20 protein-coding genes are annotated in these 20,562 nt (G+C 66.9%); 8 read left to right on the forward strand and 12 right to left on the reverse strand.

Going from position 1 to position 20,562, the window contains the following annotated elements:
• Positions 1 to 28: 28 nt before the first annotated feature.
• A complete protein-coding gene (locus tag QFZ42_RS01985; protein WP_307699339.1) occupies positions 29 to 721 on the reverse strand; it encodes a response regulator in 693 nt (230 codons plus the stop codon).
• On the reverse strand, positions 718 to 2,289 hold the full coding sequence (locus tag QFZ42_RS01990) for an ATP-binding protein (protein ID WP_307699340.1): 1,572 nt from the start codon (positions 2,287 to 2,289) through the stop codon (positions 718 to 720). The genes QFZ42_RS01985 and QFZ42_RS01990 overlap by 4 nt, the downstream gene beginning before the upstream one ends.
• Positions 2,290 to 2,517: 228 nt before the next feature.
• Between QFZ42_RS01990 and QFZ42_RS01995 the strand changes: the two genes are divergently transcribed.
• Positions 2,518 to 2,799 carry a hypothetical protein gene (locus tag QFZ42_RS01995; RefSeq protein ID WP_307699341.1) on the forward strand — a complete coding sequence of 94 codons (282 nt, stop codon included), beginning with the start codon at positions 2,518 to 2,520 and terminating at the stop codon, positions 2,797 to 2,799.
• On the opposite strand, the gene QFZ42_RS02000 is transcribed toward QFZ42_RS01995, so the two are convergent.
• The 3 genes from QFZ42_RS02000 to QFZ42_RS02010 form a co-directional block, all read right to left on the reverse strand.
• On the reverse strand, positions 2,760 to 3,446 hold the full coding sequence (locus tag QFZ42_RS02000; RefSeq protein WP_307699342.1) for a response regulator: 687 nt from the start codon (positions 3,444 to 3,446) through the stop codon (positions 2,760 to 2,762). The two genes, QFZ42_RS01995 and QFZ42_RS02000, sit on opposite strands and share 40 nt — an antisense overlap.
• A 16-nt stretch (positions 3,447 to 3,462) precedes the next feature.
• Entirely contained in the window at positions 3,463 to 5,877 is a 2,415-nt protein-coding gene (bamA, locus tag QFZ42_RS02005) for an outer membrane protein assembly factor BamA (RefSeq protein ID WP_307699343.1), read from the reverse strand.
• Positions 5,878 to 5,955: 78 nt separating this feature from the next.
• On the reverse strand, positions 5,956 to 6,633 hold the full coding sequence (locus tag QFZ42_RS02010) for a nuclease-related domain-containing protein (RefSeq protein WP_307699344.1): 678 nt from the start codon (positions 6,631 to 6,633) through the stop codon (positions 5,956 to 5,958).
• Between the two features lie 202 nt (positions 6,634 to 6,835).
• Here QFZ42_RS02010 and QFZ42_RS02015 point away from each other — a divergent pair, with 202 nt between their 5' ends.
• A complete protein-coding gene (locus QFZ42_RS02015; RefSeq protein ID WP_307699345.1) occupies positions 6,836 to 7,993 on the forward strand; it encodes a porin in 1,158 nt (385 codons plus the stop codon).
• 390 nt (positions 7,994 to 8,383) lie between these two features.
• Positions 8,384 to 9,007 carry an ATP-binding protein gene (locus QFZ42_RS02020; RefSeq protein ID WP_307699346.1) on the forward strand — a complete coding sequence of 208 codons (624 nt, stop codon included), beginning with the start codon at positions 8,384 to 8,386 and terminating at the stop codon, positions 9,005 to 9,007.
• 43 nt (positions 9,008 to 9,050) lie between these two features.
• Here the strand turns inward: QFZ42_RS02020 and ureG are convergent, their stop codons facing one another.
• The 3 genes from ureG to ureE all read right to left on the reverse strand — a co-directional run bounded on the left by ureG (position 9,051) and on the right by ureE (position 11,284).
• A complete protein-coding gene (gene ureG, locus QFZ42_RS02025; protein WP_307699347.1) occupies positions 9,051 to 9,701 on the reverse strand; it encodes an urease accessory protein UreG in 651 nt (216 codons plus the stop codon).
• A gap of 18 nt (positions 9,702 to 9,719) precedes the next feature.
• The gene (locus tag QFZ42_RS02030; RefSeq protein ID WP_307699348.1) at positions 9,720 to 10,391 is read right to left on the reverse strand and encodes an urease accessory protein UreF; all 672 of its coding nucleotides are present in this window, start codon (positions 10,389 to 10,391) and stop codon (positions 9,720 to 9,722) included.
• Positions 10,392 to 10,717: 326 nt separating this feature from the next.
• Positions 10,718 to 11,284, reverse strand: a complete 567-nt coding sequence (gene ureE / locus QFZ42_RS02035) for an urease accessory protein UreE (RefSeq protein WP_307699349.1) — start codon at positions 11,282 to 11,284, stop codon at positions 10,718 to 10,720.
• A gap of 69 nt (positions 11,285 to 11,353) precedes the next feature.
• On the opposite strand from ureE, the gene QFZ42_RS02040 reads away from it, so the two are divergent.
• On the forward strand, positions 11,354 to 11,581 hold the full coding sequence (locus QFZ42_RS02040) for an AbrB/MazE/SpoVT family DNA-binding domain-containing protein (RefSeq protein ID WP_307699350.1): 228 nt from the start codon (positions 11,354 to 11,356) through the stop codon (positions 11,579 to 11,581).
• Positions 11,578 to 11,982 carry a type II toxin-antitoxin system death-on-curing family toxin gene (locus tag QFZ42_RS02045; RefSeq protein ID WP_307699351.1) on the forward strand — a complete coding sequence of 135 codons (405 nt, stop codon included), beginning with the start codon at positions 11,578 to 11,580 and terminating at the stop codon, positions 11,980 to 11,982. The genes QFZ42_RS02040 and QFZ42_RS02045 overlap by 4 nt, the downstream gene beginning before the upstream one ends.
• Before the next feature lie 3 nt (positions 11,983 to 11,985).
• On the opposite strand, the gene ureC is transcribed toward QFZ42_RS02045, so the two are convergent.
• The 4 genes from ureC to QFZ42_RS02065 are packed head-to-tail and all read right to left on the reverse strand — an operon-like array spanning position 11,986 to position 14,988.
• Positions 11,986 to 13,728, reverse strand: coding sequence for an urease subunit alpha (gene ureC / locus QFZ42_RS02050; RefSeq protein WP_307699352.1), 1,743 nt, complete (start codon positions 13,726 to 13,728; stop codon positions 11,986 to 11,988).
• 3 nt (positions 13,729 to 13,731) lie between these two features.
• Positions 13,732 to 14,037, reverse strand: coding sequence for an urease subunit beta (locus QFZ42_RS02055; RefSeq protein WP_126746995.1), 306 nt, complete (start codon positions 14,035 to 14,037; stop codon positions 13,732 to 13,734).
• Between the two features lie 17 nt (positions 14,038 to 14,054).
• Positions 14,055 to 14,657: a HupE/UreJ family protein gene (locus QFZ42_RS02060; protein WP_307699353.1), complete on the reverse strand. Its 603-nt coding sequence runs from the start codon at positions 14,655 to 14,657 to the stop codon at positions 14,055 to 14,057.
• Positions 14,658 to 14,685: 28 nt separating this feature from the next.
• Complete coding sequence (locus QFZ42_RS02065) at positions 14,686 to 14,988, reverse strand: urease subunit gamma (protein WP_015867014.1); 303 nt, start codon at positions 14,986 to 14,988, stop codon at positions 14,686 to 14,688.
• Between the two features lie 105 nt (positions 14,989 to 15,093).
• Between QFZ42_RS02065 and QFZ42_RS02070 the strand changes: the two genes are divergently transcribed.
• The 3 genes from QFZ42_RS02070 to QFZ42_RS02080 all read left to right on the forward strand — a co-directional run bounded on the left by QFZ42_RS02070 (position 15,094) and on the right by QFZ42_RS02080 (position 20,558).
• Positions 15,094 to 18,729, forward strand: a complete 3,636-nt coding sequence (locus tag QFZ42_RS02070) for a hybrid sensor histidine kinase/response regulator (RefSeq protein WP_307699354.1) — start codon at positions 15,094 to 15,096, stop codon at positions 18,727 to 18,729.
• Positions 18,730 to 18,742: 13 nt separating this feature from the next.
• Complete coding sequence (locus QFZ42_RS02075; RefSeq protein WP_307699355.1) at positions 18,743 to 19,747, forward strand: response regulator transcription factor; 1,005 nt, start codon at positions 18,743 to 18,745, stop codon at positions 19,745 to 19,747.
• A gap of 103 nt (positions 19,748 to 19,850) precedes the next feature.
• Positions 19,851 to 20,558 (forward strand): hypothetical protein, encoded by a 708-nt coding sequence (locus tag QFZ42_RS02080; RefSeq protein ID WP_307699356.1) that lies wholly within the window; start codon positions 19,851 to 19,853, stop codon positions 20,556 to 20,558.
• The last annotated feature ends 4 nt before the right edge of the window (positions 20,559 to 20,562 follow it).

Below are 20,562 nucleotides of genomic sequence, written 5' to 3' on the forward strand. Positions count from 1 at the left end.
GGAAACTGCGTGGCGCCGGGCCGTCGGCTCAGCCCTGCGCCGGCGCCTCCCACGCAAACCCGACGCCATAGACCGAGCGGATCCAGTCGTGCGACGGCGTCGCGGCGCCAAGCTTGCGGCGCAGGTTCTTCACATGGCTGTCGATGGCGCGCTCCGTCACGTCCATGGTGTCGTCGTAGGCCAGTTCGAGCAGGCGCGCGCGCGAGAAGATGCGGCCCGGATGCCGCGACAGCACCTGAAGCAGCCCGAACTCGCGCCGCGTGAGATTGAGCGGCGTTCCTTCGAGCGAGGCGCGCCAGTGCACGTCGTCGAGCACCAGGCCGGGCGCGCCTTGGCGGGCCTGGTTGCGCTCGTCGGGCGGTGCGGTGCGCCGTAGCACGGCGCGCACGCGCGCGACCAGCTCGCGCGGCGAGAAGGGCTTGCACACGTAGTCGTCGGCGCCAAGCTCCAGGCCCAGCAGGCGGTCGACCTCTTCGATGCGCGCGGTAAGCATGATGATCGGATGGCTGGTGCGCTCACGCGCGCGGCGCAGCACCTCGATGCCGTCGAGCCGCGGCAGCATGATGTCAAGCAGCGTCAGGCCGGGCGGCGACGCAACGATGTGCTCGAGCGCGCTGTGCCCATCGGCGAAGTGCAGGGTCTCGTAGCCCGCATGGCGAAGGTAGTCCTGAACGACCGATGCGATGTCGAGCTCGTCCTCGACGATGACGATGCGGGTCATGGCGACATCCCTTTCGACAGCGGCAGCTTGATGGTCAGGCGCAGCCCCCCCAGTTCGGAAGCCTCGGCGTCGATGCTGCCGCCGTGGGCCTCGATCGTTGCGCGGCAGATCGACAGGCCGAGCCCGGAGCCGCCGAGTTCGCGGCTGCGCGACGATTCTCCGCGGAACAGGCGGTCGAACAAGCGCGGCATCTCCGTTTCGGGAACGCCCGGCGCGCTGTCGTCGAAATGCAGCGTGAGGGAATTGCCCGACCAGGCGCCATCGATGATGACGCCGATGCGCAACTGGCCACCGGGGTCGGTGTAGGCGAGCGTGTTCTCCAGCAGATTCATGAAGACCTGGTGCAGCCGGTGCGCGTCGCCGTCGATCATCGGCTGGGCTCCCGCCGAAACCAGGTCGATCGCGCTGCGGTCGACGGTGATTCCGCGCGTGGCGAACCGGTCGCGCGTGTGGTCGAGCGCTTCCTTGAGCAGCGAGAGCGGGAACAGGGTTGTGGAGAGCAGGTCGCTCTGCGGCTCGCGCATGCTGCTGCGCAGGTCGTCCACCAGCTGGCCGAGCCGGATCACCTGCCGATGAAGCCGCAGCGCAGTGCGCTCGTCGAAGGTGCGCACGCCGTCCTGCAGCGCCTCGATCTCCGCGCGCATCGCGGCCAGCGGCGTGCGCAGTTCGTGCGCCGCATCGGCCAGCCAGGCGCGGCGCGAAGCCTCCACGGTGTCGAGGCGTTGCGCCATGTCGTTGAAGGTCTTGCCGAGCAGCGCGAGCTCGTCCGAGCCCTGCACGGCCACGCGCGTGGAGAGCCGACCGCGCGCCACGTCTTCTGCCGCCTGCGTGAGCTCGTCGATGGGCCGGAACCAGCGGCGCGCGAGCAGCCACGACAGCAGCAAGGCGAACACCAGCCCGCACAGTCCGGTGAGGGCGATCACGCCGGACTGGCGCGCGAGAAAGGCGCGATCGGCCTCGCTCTCGAGGCCCTGCACCGGTGCGAGCACGAGGTAGCCGACCACCGATCTTCCGTGCCGCAGCGGCAGGCGGGCGGCGTCTTCGTCGTCGACCTGCGCGCCCACCACATGCGCACCTTGCGCGTCGATCACTCCCAGGCGCTGGTAGATCGAGTCGGCGGCTTCGCGCGAGTCGGGAAAGAACCACGGCGGCGGTGGCGGTCCGAATCGCCTGGGCAGCAGGTCGAGCTGGGCCGAGGGTAGCGAAGGCGGCGGGCGAGATCCGTTCTCGGGCCCGTTCCCACCCGGTTCGCGGTTTTCGTACCAGGGCGGGAGCTTTCTTTCCTCGGCGTTGTTGGCACCGTCGAGCACGGCGGCGAGCCGGCCCATCTGCAGGCGATGCCAGGCATCGTCGTTGTCGCGCAGCTTCTTCCAGTCGCCGTTGGCCGCGTAGTGCTTCAGCAGCAGCTGCGCGAGCCAATCCATCCGCCGTATCTCGATCTCGGCGACGTAGGAGCCCAGGCCGCGCTGCAGCGCGACGATGGAAAGACCTGCAAAGCTGAGCAGCAGCACGATCAGCAACGCAGCCAGCGCCAGGAAGATCTTTCTGGAGAGTGTCAAGCGCGGCATGGGCTCATGGGGTGCATGGCGCATTCTCCGGCATGCGTTCGGAAGCAAGGGGTGGCATAGGCAAGCCGTTGATCGTGGCCGCGAATCGAGGAGGAAATTGGGAGAAGCGCCTCTCCCACATTTCTCCCGAATCGAAACGCACGATGCATGCCTTGAAGCGACGCCGGGACAAGAAGGAGAAACCATGAAACATGATGAGAAGCCTCGGGCCACCGTGCCCCGGCGCATATGAGCGCCGTCTGGCACGCTCCCGCCGAAGCACCGGAAAACGACATGCTCATGCTGTTGGCGCAACGGCTCATGGGCTTTCTGCTCTTCTTCGGCCTGATGGCCGGCGCATTGCTGGCGGCGAGCGGCGGATGCGCGGCGGTCGACGAGGGCGCCGGAAATTCCGGTCATTCCACCCTCGCACCGATCATGGCCACCGACAGCCGCACCGCCCGGCCGCCACGCCCGAAGTGCGCCGCCTCTCAGGCCGGCCGCTCCTCGAAGGCAAAGCCGACGCCGTAGATCGAGCGGATCCAGTCGTGCGAGGGCGGCACGGCGGCGAGCTTCTTCCGTAGATTCTTGATGTGTCCGTCGACCGCGCGTTCGTTCACGTCGAGCGCCTCCGGGAACGCGGCCTCGAGCAGCTCCGAACGCGTGAACACGCGACCGGGCTCGCGGGAGAGCGCCCGCAACAGGCGCCGTTCGCGGCCGGTGAGCGCCAGCGGCCGGCCCTCGATCTTCACGCCGCCGGACGTGTCCCCGAACGCCACCGAAGGCGACGGCATCGCAATGCGCTGGCGCTGGCGCTGCGCATGCCGGCGCAGGACCGTGTTCACGCGCGCCACCACTTCCCGCGGCGAAAAGGGCTTGCAGACATAGTCGTCGGCGCCCAGGTCGAGGCCGCGCAGCCGGTCGGCTTCGCGCGTGAGGGCTGTGAGCACGATGATCGGATGGTCGCTGTGCGATCGCACCTTTTCGAGCACCCGCAGTCCGTCCAGCCGCGGCAGTGCGGTGTCGAGCAGCGTGAGCGCGGGCGGCGAGGTGAGGATGCGGTCTACCGCCGCGGCACCGTCGTCGATGTGTTCGACCTGATGGCCGGCGCGATGCAGGCCTTCGAGCAGCATCGCCGCCATGTCGCGGCCTTTTTCCACCAGCAGGATTCGGCTCATGAAGTGGCGCTCCGCTTCAGAAGGAGGTGCCGATCTGGAATTGAAAGCGCTGGGTCCGGTCCGCGGCAATGCCATTGGCTTCGTCGAGCTTCTGGTACTTGAGCGGCACCGCATAGGCGAGGCGCAGCGGGCCGAGCGGAGATATCCAGCTGATGCCCAGGCCGGCCGAGGCACGAAGGCGATTCTGGGCCTTCCACTGCGCGTCGGTCATGCTCGCCGTGCGTTCCGCGAACACGTTGCCGGCATCCAGGAAGGTATAGAGCCGCAGCGACTTGTCGTTGCCCGCGCCTGGAAAGGGCGTGCTGAACTCCATGTTGAAGATGGCCTTGCGCGTGCCGCCGAGCGCGCCACCCGTGACCGCATCGGTCGGGCCCAGCGAGTTCTGCTCGAAGCCGCGGATCGAGCCGAGCCCGCCCGCATAGAAGTTCTTGAAGATGGGATAGGCGGTGCCGCCCAGCGCCTTGGCATAGCCGAGCTGGCCGTTGATGGCGAGCGTGTACTGCTTCGAGAGCGGGAAATACTGCTGGTACTGGTAGGTGCTCTTGAGGTAGCGCAACTCGCTGCCCACGCCCACCTCGAGGTTGGCGCTTTGCAGGCGGCCCTTCGACGGAACCAGTGCACTGTCGCGGTCGTCGCGCGCCCAGCCGATGGTCGCCGGAATGCCCACCATGTTCTTCGACGCGCACACCACGCTCGGCGCGGTGCCTGTGCATTGAAAGTAGTCGAGGTAGGCCTGCGGTGTGCCGGTGTAGACGTAGGAGCCGTCGACCAGCGTGTAAGAGCCGTTGGAGCCCGGCGTGAAGCTGTAGCGCTCCACGCCGATGCCGAGGTACACCGTGTCCAGTTCCCCGAGCGGCAGCCCGAAGCGCACCGAGCCGCCATCGCTCGCGAGCTTGTAGTTGCCGTCCGCTTGGTAGTAAGGGCGGGTGGTGTTGTGAAACACATTGAAGGTGCGCGAGATACCGCTCGCCGTGAAGTAGGGGTCGGTGGCGGTCAGGGAAATGGTGCGGTTGTACGAGCTCGTGTTGACCTGCAGGCCCAGGTAGTTGCCCGAGCCGAACACGTTCTCCTGCGTGATGCCGAAGCTCAGCGACACCTTGTCGGTCGACGAATAGCCCGCGCCCAGCTGCAGCGAACCGGTCGGTTTCTCGGTCACGTTCACGTCCAGATCAACCAGGTCGGGCGAGCCCGGCACCTCGGTGGTTTCGACATTCACTTCGGTAAAAAAGCCGAGGCGGTCCACGCGGTCGCGCGAGAGCTTGATCTTGTTGCCGTCATACCAGGCGCCTTCGTACTGCCGGAACTCGCGCCGGATGACTTCATCGCGCGTTCTCGCATTGCCCCCGATGTTCAGGCGCCGTACATAGGCGCGCCGCGAAGGCTCGGCGCGAAGCACCATCACGACGCGGTTGCTGTCGCGGTCGATCTCCGGTTCCGCCTTCACGCGCGCGAAGGCATAGCCGAAGGTGCCGAAGTAGTCGGTGAAGGCCTTGGTGGTCGCGGCCACGTCTTCGCCGTTGTAGGGCCGGCCCGGGCGAATCGTCACCAGCGACTTGAACTCGTCTTGGCGGCCCAGGTAGTTGCCTTCGAGCTTGACGCCGGCGACCGCGAACTTCTGGCCTTCGGTGATGTTGACCGTGAGCGTGAGCACTTCGCGGTCCGGTGAAATGGCGACCTGCGTGGAGTCGATGCGAAACTCGAGATAGCCGCGCGTGATGTAGTAGGCGCGCAGCGTTTCCAGGTCGCCGTTGAGCTTGCTGCGCGAATACTGGTTCGACTTGGTGTACCAGCTCAACCAGCCGCCGTTGTCCTGGTCGAACAGGTCGAGCAGAGTGCTTTCGCTGAAGGCCTGGTTGCCGACCACGTGCACTTCCTTGATGCGCGCGGCCTCGCCCTCCGTCACCGTGAAAGTCAGGTTGACGCGGTTGCCCTCGAGCGGCGTCACGGTGGTGATGACCTGCGCGCTGTAGAGGCTGCGGCTGATGTACTGCCGCTTGAGCTCCTGCTCCGCGCGGTCGGCCAGCGCCTTGTCGTAGGGCCGCCCTTCGGCCAGGCCGACCTCGCGCAGCGCCTTCTGGAGTGCGGCCTTCTCGAACTCCTTGGTACCGACGAAGTCCACGTCGGCAATGGAGGGGCGTTCTTCGACGATCACCACCAGCACGTTGCCGTTCACGTCGATGCGCACGTCCTTGAAAAGGCCGAGTTCGAACAGCGAGCGGATGGCCGCGCTGCCGCGGTCGTCGCTGTAGGTGTCGCCGGCCCGGATGCCGAGGGTTGAAAAAATCGTTCCGGGCTCGACGCGCTGCAAGCCTTCGAGCCGGATGTCCTTGACGGTGAACGGATCGGCGGCCCAGGCCGGGGCGCATGCCATCGAGGTGAACAGTGCGGTGAACAGCGCAGCGGGGGCCGCGACGGACTTGAATGGATTCATCGCCGCATGGTCTTCGCCAAAGTCGGAGAAATCTGGGACGCCCTCCGGCTCGCAGGGGCGTGGCCGCGCTGCGCGGCGCTACTGCAGCCCGATGCCGCCCGGGAGGATCGCGGTGGGGGAGTGGCCCGCGCTCCAGCGCATGGAAATCTGCTCGCTTCTCTCGCGGCAGTTCTGCATGTGGTCTTCGATCGAGAGGCTGCCCTGGATGTCGAGCAGCCGCTGCGCGGTGCGGTCGATGGCGCCCGCGTCCAGCAGGGGGTAGGTGCGCGCGGTACGGCCGTTGTTGCGCACGAGGCGCGCGATGTAGGGCAGGTCTTGCTGCGTGATCACGGCGGCCGGCATCACGCCTTCGAGCTCGACGCCTTCGCAGGGCAGCAGCACGAAGTACTGCAGCCGCAGGTCGTCGCTCAAGAGGCTTCGCAGCTGCGTGGTCTTGCGGCCGCCCTGCCATGCGGGGTCTTTCACTTCCCGCGCGCGGGTGCAGCCCTGAAGGCGCAGAAACCATCGCGGCGGCGCTTCATCCGATTTCTTGCGGTAGACAAAGGCATTGCGCCAGGCCTTGATCTCGAACAGGTAGACGCCGGTTTCGCACACCAGCACCGCGTCGATCTTCGCGGTGCGAACCACGCTTCCCTCGGGCATGGGAATGATCAGGTTGCGAAGAATGCGCAGGTGGGAAAAGGCCGGGCTGAATGCGCTGGCGAGCTGCTGCACACCCAGCGAGGCTGCGATGGTGTTCTGCAATGCAATGGTCATGTCGGGCTCCTTCGGGTGCCGAGCATCGCGTGCCATTTGGGAGATTTCTGGTACGAGGCCTTGCCCATGGAAAGGGCTTGGGCGTGCGCACAAACAACAGTCGGGTGCCGGGCACACCGCATCGACCAGATTCCTCCAAATTTGAACGGGACCATCCGTCCAGCCGCTCGATGAAGAGCTGCTGAAAACCGGAGAAACCTGAATGAAGAAAACCCTCACGGCAGTCGCCGCGCTGGCCGTTGCCGGCCTGGCCTCTGCCCAATCGTCCGTCACGTTGTTCGGCGTCGTCGATGCCGGCGTGACCTACCAGTCGGTCACCTCGCGCGACGCGACCACGGGCCTTGCCTCCAAGCAGAGCAAGTGGAGTCTCGCCAACTCCGGCTACAACTCCAGCCGCCTCGGCTTCCGCGGCACCGAAGACCTGGGCGGCGGCCTGGCTGCGAGCTTCTGGCTCGAAGCGCCGATCACCAACGACGACGGCGCCACCGGCGTTTCCACCTTCAACCGCCGTTCCACCGTGAGCCTCTCCGGCGGTTTCGGTGAAGTGCGGCTGGGCCGCGACTACACGGCCACCTTCTGGAACGACACGGTCTTCGATCCGTTCGGCACCAACGGTTCGGGCTCCAGCGTGATCAACACCGTGAGCGGCAGCACCGGCCTGAACAACGCCAACTACGTGCGCGCGAGCAACATGGTGGGCTATTTCCTGCCGCCGAATCTTGGCGGTTTCTATGGGCAGGTGCAGTACAGCCTGAACGAGAACACCAAGACCAGCGCCACCGACCTCACCGCCGCATCCAGCAGCAGCGCAGGCCGCTACGTGGGAGGCCGTTTCGGCTACGCCAACGGTCCGCTGGACGTGGCGCTTGCAGTGGGCCAGAACATCGCCTCCGACACCACCGCGCTGACCCGCAAGGTGCAGACCATCAACCTCGGTGCGTCGTACGACTTCGGCCCCGTCAAGCTGTTCGGCGAACTCTCGAACGTGAAGAACAAGTTCGAGCTCGCGGCCAGCAGCAGCCGCGACAGCTACAACGGCTACCTGATCGGCGCGAGCATGCCGGTGGGCGCGGGCGTCATCCGCGCGTCTTACTCCATGGTGCGCTACGACGAAGGCGCTGCCGGCATCACCGGCGAAGATCCGCGCGCGCAGAAGCTGGCCATCGGCTATGTGCACAACCTCTCGAAGCGCACGGCCCTGTACGCGACCGTTGCGCGCGTGAACAACCGCAACGACGCGGCCTATACCGGAAGCCTGAGTTCCGCGAGCACCACGGGTTACGGCAGTGCCGGCGTCAGCTACACGGGCCTGCCGCGCTCGTCGACCGGCTACGACTTCGGCATCCGCCACGCCTTCTGACGCGAAGGCCTCAAAGCCGTGTGCGGCGGGACTGCAGTGTGCAGCCCCGCCGCACGCGTTTCAACGATCCGTTCATGAGTTTCAAATGATCAGAATCCATCACTTGGCGGGCGTGCTCGCCGTTGCCGGCCTCTCGGGCTGCATCATGCTTCCGCCGCCTCCGCCCTACGATGGGCCGCCGCCGGGCAGGGGTCCGCACGCGGGCTTTCGCGGAGAAGCGCCGTACGGCTCGCCCATGGCCGCATGGAATATGTGTGAAGGGCAATCCGAAGGTGCGCGCCCGGTCGTTCCTGGCCGGCATGCGGATGCCTTGTCGGGCACTTGCGAACGAGGCGCCGGCGGGGGGCTGGAGTTCCTGCCTTCCCCGGGTCGTTGAAGGCGCACGATCCCATGTATTCCAGCAATCTCGGCCTGGTCATCGCGAGTGCTGTCGCACTGGGGCTGATGGCAGTCCTCGGCTTCATCGCCACCCTGGTGATTTCCAACCTGAAGGCCGGCGCGCGAGCGCGTGAAATGGCGGTGCTGGCAAAGCGCGAAGCGCAGCAGAAAATGCGCGAGAGCCGCGTGCAGGACTTGCGGCCGCTTGTCGCTTCATCGCAGAATTTCAAGGATGCCGACGGCTTTTCCGATCGGTGCATTCGCTTCGACATCCGGGTTCCCGAAGACGTGGTGCCTGTGTTCGGCATCGAGGCCGAGTTGGAAGAGCTGCTCTCCAAGGTCGCTCGGTATGCGGCCCAAGTAATGTCGCCGGGCGCCACGCTGCAGGTCTCGGCGCGCGTGGAGAGCGGCCAGGCGGTCGTTCATTGGCGGGACCTCGATGCGGCCGATGCGAGTCCGCCGCTGGCACGTTTTCTCGACGCGACGCAAGCGGCCGTGCATGCCAGCGCGCGGATGTGTGAGCGCATTGCGAGCCGTCACGGCGGGCGACTCTATGCGGCGCCGCACGCGGGTGGCGCCTTGGGCCTGACGCTGCGGCTGCCGCTGCTCGGGCAAGGAAAGCCGGCCGCGGCCTGAGCGCTCGGGTGCGGCTCGCGAGTTGCGCGCGTACGCGGCAGGATCAGGCGGCGGCGAGCATCCCGCGCTTCTCGATGAAAGCCACCACATCGGCGACGCCGGTGAGAGTCTTGAGGTTCGTCATGACATAGGGCCGCTGTTTGCGCATGCGCTGCGTGTCCTGTTCCATCACATCGAGGTTCGCGCCGACGTAGGGCGCGAGGTCGGTCTTGTTGATGATGAACAAGTCGCTTTTGGTGATGCCGGGACCGCCCTTGCGCGGAATCTTTTCGCCGGCCGCCACGTCGATCACGTAGATCGTCAGGTCCGACAGCTCGGGGCTGAAGGTGGCCGCGAGGTTGTCGCCGCCCGATTCGACGAACACCACGTCGGCATCGGGGAAGTCCTCGAGCATGCGGTCGATGGCCTCGAGGTTGATCGAGGCGTCTTCCCGGATGGCGGTGTGCGGGCATCCACCGGTCTCCACGCCCATGATGCGTTCGGCAGGCAGGGCGCCGGACACGGTAAGCAGGCGCTGGTCTTCCTTGGTGTAGATGTCGTTGGTGATCGCGATCAGGTCGTACTTGTCGCGCATCGCCTTGCAGAGCATTTCGAGCAGCGTGGTCTTGCCCGAGCCGACAGGACCGCCGATGCCCACGCGCAGGGGCGGCAGCTTCTTGGTGCGATGGGGAATGTGGTGCAGGGCGGAGGTCATGGGCGTTGTCCGTTTCGGTCAGCTTCTGAAGAGGCGTGAGTATTGTGTTTCATGGCGTGCCGACAACACGGCCAGCAGGGGCGCGAAGGCTTGGCGCTCGTCGTCTCCGAGGTGCATCGCACGCTCGACGGCGGTGGGAATTTCGTTCGCCAGCCGGGCGAGGATGCGTTGCCCCGCGCTCTGGCCCAGCGGCACGGCCTTGACGGCAGCGGCCACCATGTTCTCGGCCCAGCCGAAGGCAAAGGCCAGGCAGCCGTCGCGCACAGAGGCGCCGGTGCGGCTCGCGGCAAAGGCAAAGGCGATGGGGTAGCTCGCGGGCAGGTCCGCGAAGACCTCGGCGGTGTCTGCGTGGTGCAGCTTGAGCCACTCGACGAAGGAGCGGCCCATCTGCTCGGTCTGCAGGAAGAATTCGGCCGATTCGCGCGTGGTCATGACCCAGCGGTTGAGTTCGCGGATACGCGGGGCGTCGCCGGCGCGCCAGGCCGGAATGGCTTGCGCCATGAGCGCGAGGTCGCCACGCGCGAAGCTCAGGTACAGCTGGTCCGAGAGCCACTCGATGGCCTTGGCTTCCGAATCGACGCCGGCCCATTCGACTGCCGCTTCGACGCCTTCCGAATAGGAAAACCCCCCCACCGGCAAGGCCGGGGAGGCGAGCCAGATGAGTTGCAGGAGGCTTTGGGCGTCGGGCATGTCAGCTTTGCACCGCGTCTTGTGTTGCGGGGAGCTTGTGTTTGAGGCGCTCTTGTTCAGGGCGCTGTTGTCCAGGGCGCGTGCACAGGCCACCGGGTACTCCCCTCCGCGAATGTCCCCCGGCTTCGCCTCCTCCTTGATTTCGCTGCGGGGAGCATCCGATGCCCTGTGCACACCGGGCGCCGCGCTTGTTCGGTGCGATCAACGGCCGCTTTGTACAACGCTCCCGTCGATGGGGTGCCTTGCGCAGCGAAATCAAGGAGGAGCCCGAAGGGCGGGGGACATTCGCGGAGCAAGGTACCCCGTCGGCGCGAGCGCGCCCTGACCTACGCATGATCATGGTCGTCGAGCAGTTCCGGCGCAAGCACAAGCGGCTTCGGCCCCTTGCTATCGCCATGCGAATGGTCATGGCGGTGGCCGCCGCCGTGCGAATGCTCGTGCGACCCATAGGCGCCGCCCTCGGGTTCGAAGGCTTCCTCGACCGCGACGACGATCAGGTGCATCGAGCGCAGCATGTCGGCCAGCACATGGTCGGGCTCGATCTTCAGGTGGTCGGGCTTGAGTTCGATCGGCACATGCCGGTTGCCCAGGTGATAAGCCGCGCGCGCCAGATCGAACGGCGTGCCATGCGTCGTGCAATGCGTGATGCGCAGCACCGGCTGCGGCGCCGCGATGACGCGGACCAGCGAGCCGTCTTCGGCCACCAGCACGTCGCCGCCGCGCACGGCGGTACCGCGCGGCAGGAAGATGCCGATCTGCCGGCCTTGCGAATCGGTGACGTCGAAGCGGCTTTTCTGGCGCACGTCCCAGTCGAGTTCGATGGTGGCGGCGCGCTTGAGCAGCACGGGCGCAAGCCCGCGGCCCTGGGGCATGAGTTTGTTGGCGGTGAGCATGGTGCTTGCGACTCCGGAAGAGAGCGAATAATATAACGCTTGTTATAACTTAATCGAACGGAGCGTCCCATGTCCGCCCTCAAATTGACTCAGATCGGCAACTCGGTGGGTGTCATCCTGCCCAAGGAAGTGCTGGCGAGCATGAACGTTGGCAAAGGCGACACGGTGTACCTGACCCAAGCCGCTGGAGGTGGATTTACTCTGACGCCATACAACGACGAATTCGAGCGCCAGATGGAAGCCGCTCGCCGCATCATGAAAAAGCGGCGCAACGTGCTGCGTGAGCTTGCCAAATGAGCGCCGCAAACGAGTCTTGGGTCTGGCTCGGCATCCAGCTGATCCACGCCATCCACGAGGAGCAGCTGGCGGAGCACGGCGGACCCGCCGGGGTGCGCGATCAGAGCCTGCTTGCTTCGGCGATGGGGCGGCCTCAGAACAGGGCGCTTTACGAGTCGCCCGATGCGGCGGCGCTGGCTGCTGGCTACGCATTCGGCATCGCTCGGAATCACCCTTTCACTGATGGCAACAAGAGAACAGCCTTCGTTGCCATGGAAGTGTTCCTCGACCTCAATGGTTTCGAGCTTCGTGCGTCTGACGAGGATTGCGTGTTCACCATGCTCAAGCTGGCCGAAGGCCAACTCGACGAAGAGGCGCTCGCCCAATGGATTCGCGATCACATGGCGCAGCGCGGCGTCTGACATTCAAAAGAGGAAATACCGCTGCGTCAGCGGCAACTGCACCGCCGGATCGCAGGTCAGCAGGTGCCCGTCCGCGCGCACCGCATAGGTCTGCGCATCGATCTCCATCTTGGGCGTGTAGCCGTTGTGGATCAGGTCTTTCTTGCGCACGTTGCGGATGTCCTTCACCGCGCTGAGGTGCTTGGCCAGGCCGTAGCGCTCCTTGATGCCCGCGGCCAGACCGGCCTGCGACACGAAGGTCAGCGAGCTTTTGGCGAGCGAGCCGCCGTAGCTGCCGAACATCGGCCGGTAGTGCACCGGCTGCGGCGTCGGGATCGACGCGTTGGGATCGCCCATGGCGGCCATGGCGATGGTGCCGCCCTTGATGAGGGTGAAGGGCTTCACGCCGAAGAAGGCAGGTTTCCAGATCACGATGTCGGCCCACTTGCCCACCTCGAGCGAACCGACCTCATGGGCAATGCCGTGCGCAATGGCGGGGTTGATCGTGTACTTGGCCACATAGCGCTTGGCGCGGAAGTTGTCGTTGCGCTCGTTGTCTTCGGGCAGCTTGCCGCGCTGCAGCTTCATCTTGTGCGCGGTCTGCCAGCAGCGCAGCACCACTTCGCCGACGCGGCCCATGGCCTGGCTGTCGGAGCTGAACATGCTGATCGCGCCGAGGTCGTGCAGCACGTCTTCCGCCGCGATGGTTTCCTTGCGGATGCGCGACTCGGCAAAGGCCAGGTCCTCGGCGATGCCGGCGTCGAGGTGATGGCACACCATGAGCATGTCGACATGTTCGTCGAGCGTGTTCACGGTGTAGGGCATGGTGGGGTTGGTGGAAGAGGGGAGAAAGTTCTCCTCACCCACCACGCGCAGGATGTCGGGCGCGTGGCCGCCGCCCGCGCCTTCGGTGTGAAACGCGCAGATCGAGCGGCCGCCCACGGCGGCAATGGTGTTCTCGACAAAGCCCGACTCATTGAGCGTGTCGCTGTGGATCGCCACCTGCGTGTCGGTGGCGTCGGCCACGTCCAGGCAGTTGCTGATGGCCGAGGGAGTGGTGCCCCAGTCTTCGTGCAGCTTGAGGCCCATGACGCCGGCCTCGATCTGCTCGTGCAGCGCATCGGGCAGGCTGGCGTTGCCCTTGCCCAGGAAGCCCAGGTTCATCGGGAACGCGTCGGCCGCCTGCAGCATGCGTTCGATGTGCCACGGCCCTGGCGTGGCGGTGGTCGCGAAGGTGCCGGTGGCCGGTCCGGTGCCGCCGCCGAGCATGGTGGTGACGCCGGCAGCGAGCGCTTCCTCGATCTGCTGCGGGCAGATGAAGTGGATGTGGCTGTCGATGCCGCCGGCCGTGACGATGTGGCCTTCGCAGCTGATGATCTCGGTGCCCGGGCCGATGACGATGTCCACGCCCGGCTGCACGTCGGGGTTGCCGGCCTTGCCGATGGCGGCGATTCGGCCGCCCTTCAGGCCGATGTCGGCTTTCACGATGCCCCAGTGGTCGAGGATCAGCGCATTGGTCAGCACGGTGTCGACAGCGCCGCCGGCCGTGGGGCCGCTGCCCTTGCCGTCGCGTGTGCGCTGCGACTGCGCCATGCCGTCGCGAATGGTCTTGCCGCCGCCGAATTTCACTTCTTCGCCGTAGCCGCCCGCGCGCAGCGTGTAGTCGGCCTCGACCTCGATCAGCAGATCGGTGTCTGCCAGCCGCACGCGGTCGCCCACCGTGGGGCCGAAGATTTCTGCATAGGCGCGTCGCCCGATGGTGGCCATGTTTTAGAGCTTTCCTTGAACCAGGCCGCGAAAGCCGTAGACGACGCGGTCGCCCGAAAAATCGACCAGCTCGACCGTGCGCTGCTGGCCCGGTTCGAAGCGCACCGCGGCGCCCGAGGCGATGTTCAGCCGCATGCCGCGCGCGGCCTCGCGGTCGAAGCCGAGCGCGCCGTTGGTCTCGGCGAAGTGATAGTGCGAACCGACCTGGATCGGCCGGTCGGCGGTGTTCTGCACCACCAGCGTGAGCGTGCGGCGGCCGGGGTTGAGCGTGTGCTCGCCGTCGTCGGTAAAAAGTTCGCCGGGAATCATGGTGTCGCGGCGCCTTTTCAGACGGCCTGCGAGAGCAGCGTCGCACCCAGCGCCACCACAGCGGCGCCCGCCACGCGCGGCAGCCAGGCATTGGCATGGCGCAGCGCCCATCCGAGGCCGATGCCCGCGAGGTGCAGCAGCACCGTGGCGCCGACCATGCCGGCCAGCGTCAACGCCGCGCCCTGTTCGCCCGCAAGCTCGTGGCCGTGCGCCACGCCGTGAAAGACGGCGAACACGCCGACCACCGCCATGGCTGCCGCGGCCGGCAGGTGGATGCGCGTGGCGACCAGCAGGCCCAGCACCAGCAGCGAGGCCGCGATCATCGGTTCGACCGCCAGCAGTTGCACGCCCGCCAGCCCCATCAGCGCGCCCGCGAGCAGCATGGCCGCGAACGCCAATGGCGCCCACAGCAGATCGGGCCAGGCGCGGCGCGCGGCCAGCGCGCTCCAGAGGCCGACTGCGACCATCGCAGCGAGGTGGTCCGCACCCGTGAGCGGGTGCAAAAAGCCGGTGGTGAAGCCGTGGTGCACGCCGCCGTCGGCGCCGGTGTGGGCGCTGGCCGCGAGCGGCAGCAGCAGCATGGCAAGGAGGGCAAGAGTCTTGGAAGCGTTGTGGCGCATGACAGGGCTTTCTTGTTCTGGAGAAGAGTCAGACGATGGGTTGGTGGACGGTGACCAGCTTGGTGCCGTCCGGGAAAGTGGCTTCCACCTGGATGTCCGGAATCATCTCGGCGATGCCGTCCATCACGTCGGCGCGCGTGAGCACGGTGCGGCCTTCGCTCATGAGCGCCGCAACGCTCTTTCCGTCGCGAGCACCTTCCATGACGGCGGCGGAGATCAGCGCGACGGCTTCGGGGTAGTTGAGCTTCAGCCCCCGCGCCTTGCGGCGTTCGGCCAGCAGCGCTGCGGTGAAAATCAGCAGCTTGTCTTTTTCGCGCGGGGTCAGTTCCATGGGAGGGCGGCGTCGGGTGCGTGGAGGTCGGCCATTATTGGGCAGGCTTCGGCTTTGCAACAGTCATGCCGCTGTTCGCCAAAAGACGTATGGATGGCACGAAAGATGCACCGAAACGGTGTGAACCCTGCCGAGACTTCCACCACCCCCGACGACGCGCCGCAGCGCATCGTCAAGGTGCGGCGCGACTACAACAGCTGGGTGGCGAGCGAAACGCTCGAGGATTACGCGCTGCGCTATACGCCGCAGCGCTTTCGAAAATGGTCCGAATGGCGGGTGGCCAACACGGCATTCGGCGCGGCGTCGTTCCTTATATTGGAGGCGGTGGGCGCCACGCTGCTGGTGCAGTACGGCTTCGCCAATGCGTTCTGGGCCATCGTGGCCACGGGGCTCATCATCTTTCTGGCGGGCCTGCCGATCAGCGTGTATGCCGCCCGCTACGGCGTCGACATGGACCTGCTCACGCGCGGCGCGGGCTTCGGCTACATCGGCTCGACGCTCACCTCGCTCATCTACGCGTCGTTCACCTTCATCTTCTTCGCGCTCGAGGCGGCGGTGATGGCCTACGCGCTCGAACTCGCGCTCGGCGTGCCGCCGGTCTGGGGCTACTTGGTGTGCGCGATGGTGGTGATTCCGCTGGTGACCCATGGCGTGTCGGCCATCAGCCGGCTGCAGCTGTGGACACAGCCGCTCTGGCTCGTGATGCTGGTGGTGCCTTTCGTCTTCGTGCTGGTGCGCGATCCTGGTGCGTTTGCCGGCATCGTGCATTACAACGGTGTCAAGACGGGTGCCAAAGGTTTCGATCTGCACCTGTTTGGCGCGGCATTGACGGTCGGCATCGCGTTGATCACCCAAATGGGGGAGCAGGCCGATTACCTGCGCTTCATGCCCGCGCGCACGGCCGTGAGCGCCCGGCGCTGGTGGGCGGGTGTGCTGGCCGGCGGGCCGGGATGGGTGGTGTTGGGCGTGCTCAAGATGTTGGGCGGAGCGCTGCTCGCGTACCTGGCCATCACGCACATGGTGCCGGTCGAGCGCGCGGTCGATCCCAACCAGATGTACCTGGCGGCCTATGAGTACGTGTTTCCGAACTACGGCTGGGCCGTGGCCGCGACCGCGCTGTTCGTGGTGATTTCGCAACTCAAGATCAACGTCACGAACGCCTACGCCGGCTCGCTGGCCTGGAGCAACTTCTTCTCGCGCGTGGCGCACAGCCACCCGGGGCGCGTGGTCTGGGTGGTGTTCAACGCGCTCATCGCCTTCATGCTGATGGAGATGAACGTGTTCGAGGCGCTGGGCGATGTGCTCGGCCTGTTCGCCAACATCGCCATCGCCTGGATGATGGCGGTGGTGGCCGACCTCGTCATCAACAAGCCGCTGGGCCTTTCGCCGCCGGGCATCGAGTTCAAGCGGGCCCATCTGTGGGATATCAACCCGGTGGGGGTCGGCGCGATGGCGCTGGCTTCGCTGCTTTCCATTACCGCCCACCTCGGCGTTTTCGGGCCGCTGGCGCAGGCGTTTTCGGCGCTCATCGCGCTCGGCACGGCGCTGGTGGTTTCGCCGCTGATTGCCTGGGCCACCGGCGGCAAGTACTACCTGGCGCGGGGTTCGGTGGCCCAGGGCGCGGTGGCTTTCGCGCCGGCCGAGGGTCCGCGTGCCGTCCGGTGGGCGCGCGTCGAGAACGACGTGGACGAGCGCGGCGCCGATGGCAGCTACCAGCGCCTCAAGGTGCAGCACTGCGTGATCTGCGAGCGTGAATACGAAGGGCCCGACATGGCCCATTGCCCGGCCTACCAGGGCGCGATCTGTTCGCTGTGCTGCACGCTCGATGCGCGCTGCGGCGACCTGTGCAAGCCGCATGCGAGCCTCTCGGCGCAGTGGTCGTCGGCGCTGCGCTGGCTGCTGCCGCGCCTCAGCTGGCGTTATCTGGACACGGGGCTCGGGCACTTCCTGCTGCTGATGCTGATCATCGTGCCGGTGCTGGCCGTGGTGTTCGGGGTGCTCTACCAGCAGGAGCTGCGTGCGCTCGGCGAAAGCGCGCTGCAGCTCGCGTCGCGCTCGGAGCTGGCCGAAGCGCTGGCGGGCGTGCAGCGGACGTCGCTGCGCTCGGGCTTTCTCAAGGCGTACATGGCGCTGCTGGTGATTGCGGGCGTCGTGGCCTGGTGGCTGGTACTGGCGCACCAGAGCCGCAAGGTTGCGCAGGAAGAATCGAACCGCCAGACCCATCTGCTGATGCGCGAGATCGAGCTGCACCGTGCGACCGACCGCGCATTGCAGTCGGCCAAGCAGACGGCGGAAGAAGCGCGCGAGGTGGCCGAGCAGGCCAAGCTCGCGGCCGAGCAGGCGCGGCGCGCCGCCGACCAGGCCAACCAGGCCAAGAGCCGCTACATCAGCGCCATCAGCCACGAGCTGCGCACGCCGCTCAACAGCATCCTGGGCTACGCGCAGCTGATGGGCGAAGACCAGTCCGTGCCGCCGCACCGCCAACAGGCGGTGGCGGTGATCAAGCGCGGCGGCGAGCATCTGCTGTCGCTCATCGAGGGCACGCTGGCCATTGCGCACATCGAGGCCGGCAAGCTCACGCTGCACGCCAGGCCGATGCGCTTTGCCGACACGGTGCGCGAACTGGCCGACATGTTCGAGCTGCAGGCGGCCGAGAAGGGGCTGCGGTTCCGCTTCGAGACCGCAGGCACCTTGCCCGAGGTGGTGCGGGCCGACGAGAAGCGGGTGTGCCAGATCCTCATCAACCTGCTGGGCAACGCCATCAAGTTCACGGCCGCGGGCGAAGTCACGCTGCGGCTTTCTTATGCGCGCGAATTCGCCTCGGTCGAAATCGAAGACACCGGGCCGGGCATGACGGCCGAAGACATCGAACGCATCTTCGAGCCCTTCGCGCGCGGCGATGCGGCCGCCTCTTCGACCCCCGGCGCCGGGCTGGGCCTCACCATCGCCAAGATGCTGACCGACCTGATGGGCGGGGAGATGAAGGTGCGCAGCACGCCCGGGGAAGGCTCGCTTTTCCGCGTGCGGCTTTTCCTGCCGCGGGTGCATGAGGCGGTGGGCGCCTCGGGCCGGCCGGCTCCGGTGGAGCAGCGCGCACGGCGCGGCTACGAAGGCCCGCGCCGGCGGCTCCTGGTGGTCGACAACGAAGAAGCCGACCGCGATCTGCTCGGCCACGTGCTGGCGCCGCTCGGGTTCGACCTGCGCACCGCCGCCAGCGGACACGACGCGCTCGACCTCATCGCGGCCGGCCTGCGGCCCGACGCGATGTTCGTCGACCTGGCCATGCCCGGCATCGACGGGTGGGAGACGATTCGCCGTGCGCGCAAGCTGGGACTGGTCGACGCGCAGGTGGCCATCGTCTCGGCCAATGCCTTCGACAAGGGGCTCGACAACGACGTGGGCATTGCGCCCGAAGATTTTTTCGTCAAGCCGGTGCGGCACACGGAGCTGCTCGACTGGCTCGAGCGCCGGCTCGGACTGCAGTGGACCGACGCCCCCGCCAGGCCGGTGCCGCCGCCGGCCACGCCGCGGGCCGTGCAGGCGCCTTCGCTTTCGAGGCTGCGCGCACTCGACGAAGCCGTGAGCCTGGGCTACTTTCGCGGCATCATGAACCAGCTCGACGAAATCGACGCCGAACAGCCCGAATGCACGGCATGGACCGAAACGCAGCGCGTGCTCGCACGCCAGTTCCAGTTCGAAGCCATGAGCCGGGCGCTTGCCGCCGCGGTGAGCGCGGCCTGAAGAACAAGTCCCCATGGAAACCACATCGCTTGCGAAAACGTTGCGCGAACAAGGCGCCAACAGCGACCTGGTGCTGATCGTCGACGACGTGCCCGACAACCTCGCGGTGCTGCACGACGCGCTCGACGAGTCGGGCTATACCGTGCTCATTGCCACCAACGGCGAGCAGGCGCTGCAGCGCGCCGCGCAGGCGCGCCCCGACATCGTGCTGCTCGACGCGATGATGCCGGGCATCGACGGCTTCGAAGTGGCGCGCCGGCTCAAGGCCGATGCCGCGACCGCGCACATTCCCATCGTGTTCATGACCGGCCTCACCGAGACCGAGCACCTGGTGGCGGCGCTGGAAGCGGGCGGCGTCGACTACGTCACCAAGCCGATCAAGCCCAAGGAAGTGCTGGCCCGTATGAACGTGCACCTGCAGGGCGCCCGCCGCGCCCGGCAGGACGCGCGCCAAGCCGGCCAGGCGCGCAACGCGCTCGATGCCTTCGGCTATGCCAGCATCACCGTGCGCCTCCCCGAAGGCAAGCTGATCTGGCAGACGGCGCTCGCGCGCGACCTGCTGGCGCGCTACTGCGATACCCGTGCGCCCGAAACGCCGCCCGCGGTGCTCGAATGGCTGCGGCGCCATGCGCCCGATGCCAGGCAGAGCGGTGTCGAACCGCCGGCGCTTTCCATCGTGCAAGGCGCAAGCAGCCTGAGTTTGCGCCTGCATCGGCAAACAGGCCAGGACGACGATGGCGACGAATGGATGATCGTCATGCGCGAGGTCTCGGACACGGCGGTGATCGAGGCCATGAGCCTGAGCCTCAAGCTCACGGCGCGCGAGGCCGAGGTGCTCTACTGGGTGGTCAAAGGCAAGACCAACAAGGACATCGGCGAAATTCTCGGCAGCAGCCCCGCCACGGCCAAGAAGCACCTGGAGCGGGTGTACGTGAAGCTCGGCGTCGAAACCCGCACCGCGGCAGCAGGCGTGGCCATCAAGCGCATCCGCGAGCTGCAGCCGCAGTTCGAGATCTGAAGGCTGGGCGCAGCGAGGGCCAAGCGCGTGCGGGCAGCGCCGCCGGGTCATGGCGGCGACTTTCGTCATCCCTAGAATGCGCGGGTCCTCGGTGAGGCTGGCGATGAAGAAAAACAGACGCAAAACAACAATTCGACGGCCGGAACCCCTGTGGCTGCTCGCGGGTGCCTGCCTTCTGGCGAGTTCGGGCGCGCGGGCGGCCGGGCATTTCGACGTCGACGACGCCGGCATGCTCGATGTGGGCCAGTGCCAGTACGAAGCCTGGTGGGGCCGTGCGGGTCCCGAGCCGGTGACCGGATTGCACATCGGTCCGTCCTGCCGCGTGGGGCCGGTCGAGTTGGGGCTGAACCTGGATCGGTTTTCGGCGCAGGGCGTGCATACGGTCGTCGCGGGCCCGCAGCTCAAATGGAACTTCTTCGGACCGGCGGCCGACGCGCCGCTGAGCGCGGCGCTTTCGGCCGGCGCCATGTTCGACCTGACGCGCGGCGGCCATGCGGGCGGCCAGTTCGTGCTGCCTGTGACCTGGCGTCCGAACGGCAGCCTGCAGATCCACGCCAACCTGGGCGCCGACTGGGCCACCGGAACCGGCGCGCGCACGTCGCGGGGCGGCCTGGCGGCGGAGTGGGCGCTCGATGACAAGGTCTCGCTGATCGCAGAGCGCCACCGTGCATCGGGGGTCTGGACCTCGCGCATCGGCGGGCGTTTCAGCCTGACGCCGCTCCTCAGCGTCGATGTCAGCGCCTCCAGGACGGGGCCGCAGGGCGTGCGCGGCTTCGTCGTGGGCTTGAACCACGAGTTCGGGCGGAGGTGACTGA

This window comes from Variovorax paradoxus (genome assembly GCF_030815855.1).
GTDB lineage: Bacteria > Pseudomonadota > Gammaproteobacteria > Burkholderiales > Burkholderiaceae_C > Variovorax > Variovorax paradoxus_M.

Excerpts from the sequence above, each read along its gene's own strand:
- QFZ42_RS01985 (WP_307699339.1), bottom strand. The coding sequence starts at position 721 with ATGACCCGCATCGTCATCGTCGAGGACGAGCTCGACATCGCATCGGTC.
- QFZ42_RS01990 (WP_307699340.1), bottom strand. The coding sequence starts at position 2,289 with ATGCCGCGCTTGACACTCTCCAGAAAGATCTTCCTGGCGCTGGCTGCG.
- QFZ42_RS01995 (WP_307699341.1), top strand. The coding sequence starts at position 2,518 with ATGAGCGCCGTCTGGCACGCTCCCGCCGAAGCACCGGAAAACGACATG.
- QFZ42_RS02000 (WP_307699342.1), bottom strand. The coding sequence starts at position 3,446 with ATGAGCCGAATCCTGCTGGTGGAAAAAGGCCGCGACATGGCGGCGATG.
- bamA (WP_307699343.1), bottom strand. The coding sequence starts at position 5,877 with ATGAATCCATTCAAGTCCGTCGCGGCCCCCGCTGCGCTGTTCACCGCA.
- QFZ42_RS02010 (WP_307699344.1), bottom strand. The coding sequence starts at position 6,633 with ATGACCATTGCATTGCAGAACACCATCGCAGCCTCGCTGGGTGTGCAG.
- QFZ42_RS02015 (WP_307699345.1), top strand. The coding sequence starts at position 6,836 with ATGAAGAAAACCCTCACGGCAGTCGCCGCGCTGGCCGTTGCCGGCCTG.
- QFZ42_RS02020 (WP_307699346.1), top strand. The coding sequence starts at position 8,384 with ATGTATTCCAGCAATCTCGGCCTGGTCATCGCGAGTGCTGTCGCACTG.
- ureG (WP_307699347.1), bottom strand. The coding sequence starts at position 9,701 with ATGACCTCCGCCCTGCACCACATTCCCCATCGCACCAAGAAGCTGCCG.
- QFZ42_RS02030 (WP_307699348.1), bottom strand. The coding sequence starts at position 10,391 with ATGCCCGACGCCCAAAGCCTCCTGCAACTCATCTGGCTCGCCTCCCCG.
- ureE (WP_307699349.1), bottom strand. The coding sequence starts at position 11,284 with ATGCTCACCGCCAACAAACTCATGCCCCAGGGCCGCGGGCTTGCGCCC.
- QFZ42_RS02040 (WP_307699350.1), top strand. The coding sequence starts at position 11,354 with ATGTCCGCCCTCAAATTGACTCAGATCGGCAACTCGGTGGGTGTCATC.
- QFZ42_RS02045 (WP_307699351.1), top strand. The coding sequence starts at position 11,578 with ATGAGCGCCGCAAACGAGTCTTGGGTCTGGCTCGGCATCCAGCTGATC.
- ureC (WP_307699352.1), bottom strand. The coding sequence starts at position 13,728 with ATGGCCACCATCGGGCGACGCGCCTATGCAGAAATCTTCGGCCCCACG.
- QFZ42_RS02055 (WP_126746995.1), bottom strand. The coding sequence starts at position 14,037 with ATGATTCCCGGCGAACTTTTTACCGACGACGGCGAGCACACGCTCAAC.
- QFZ42_RS02060 (WP_307699353.1), bottom strand. The coding sequence starts at position 14,657 with ATGCGCCACAACGCTTCCAAGACTCTTGCCCTCCTTGCCATGCTGCTG.
- QFZ42_RS02065 (WP_015867014.1), bottom strand. The coding sequence starts at position 14,988 with ATGGAACTGACCCCGCGCGAAAAAGACAAGCTGCTGATTTTCACCGCA.
- QFZ42_RS02070 (WP_307699354.1), top strand. The coding sequence starts at position 15,094 with ATGCACCGAAACGGTGTGAACCCTGCCGAGACTTCCACCACCCCCGAC.
- QFZ42_RS02075 (WP_307699355.1), top strand. The coding sequence starts at position 18,743 with ATGGAAACCACATCGCTTGCGAAAACGTTGCGCGAACAAGGCGCCAAC.
- QFZ42_RS02080 (WP_307699356.1), top strand. The coding sequence starts at position 19,851 with ATGAAGAAAAACAGACGCAAAACAACAATTCGACGGCCGGAACCCCTG.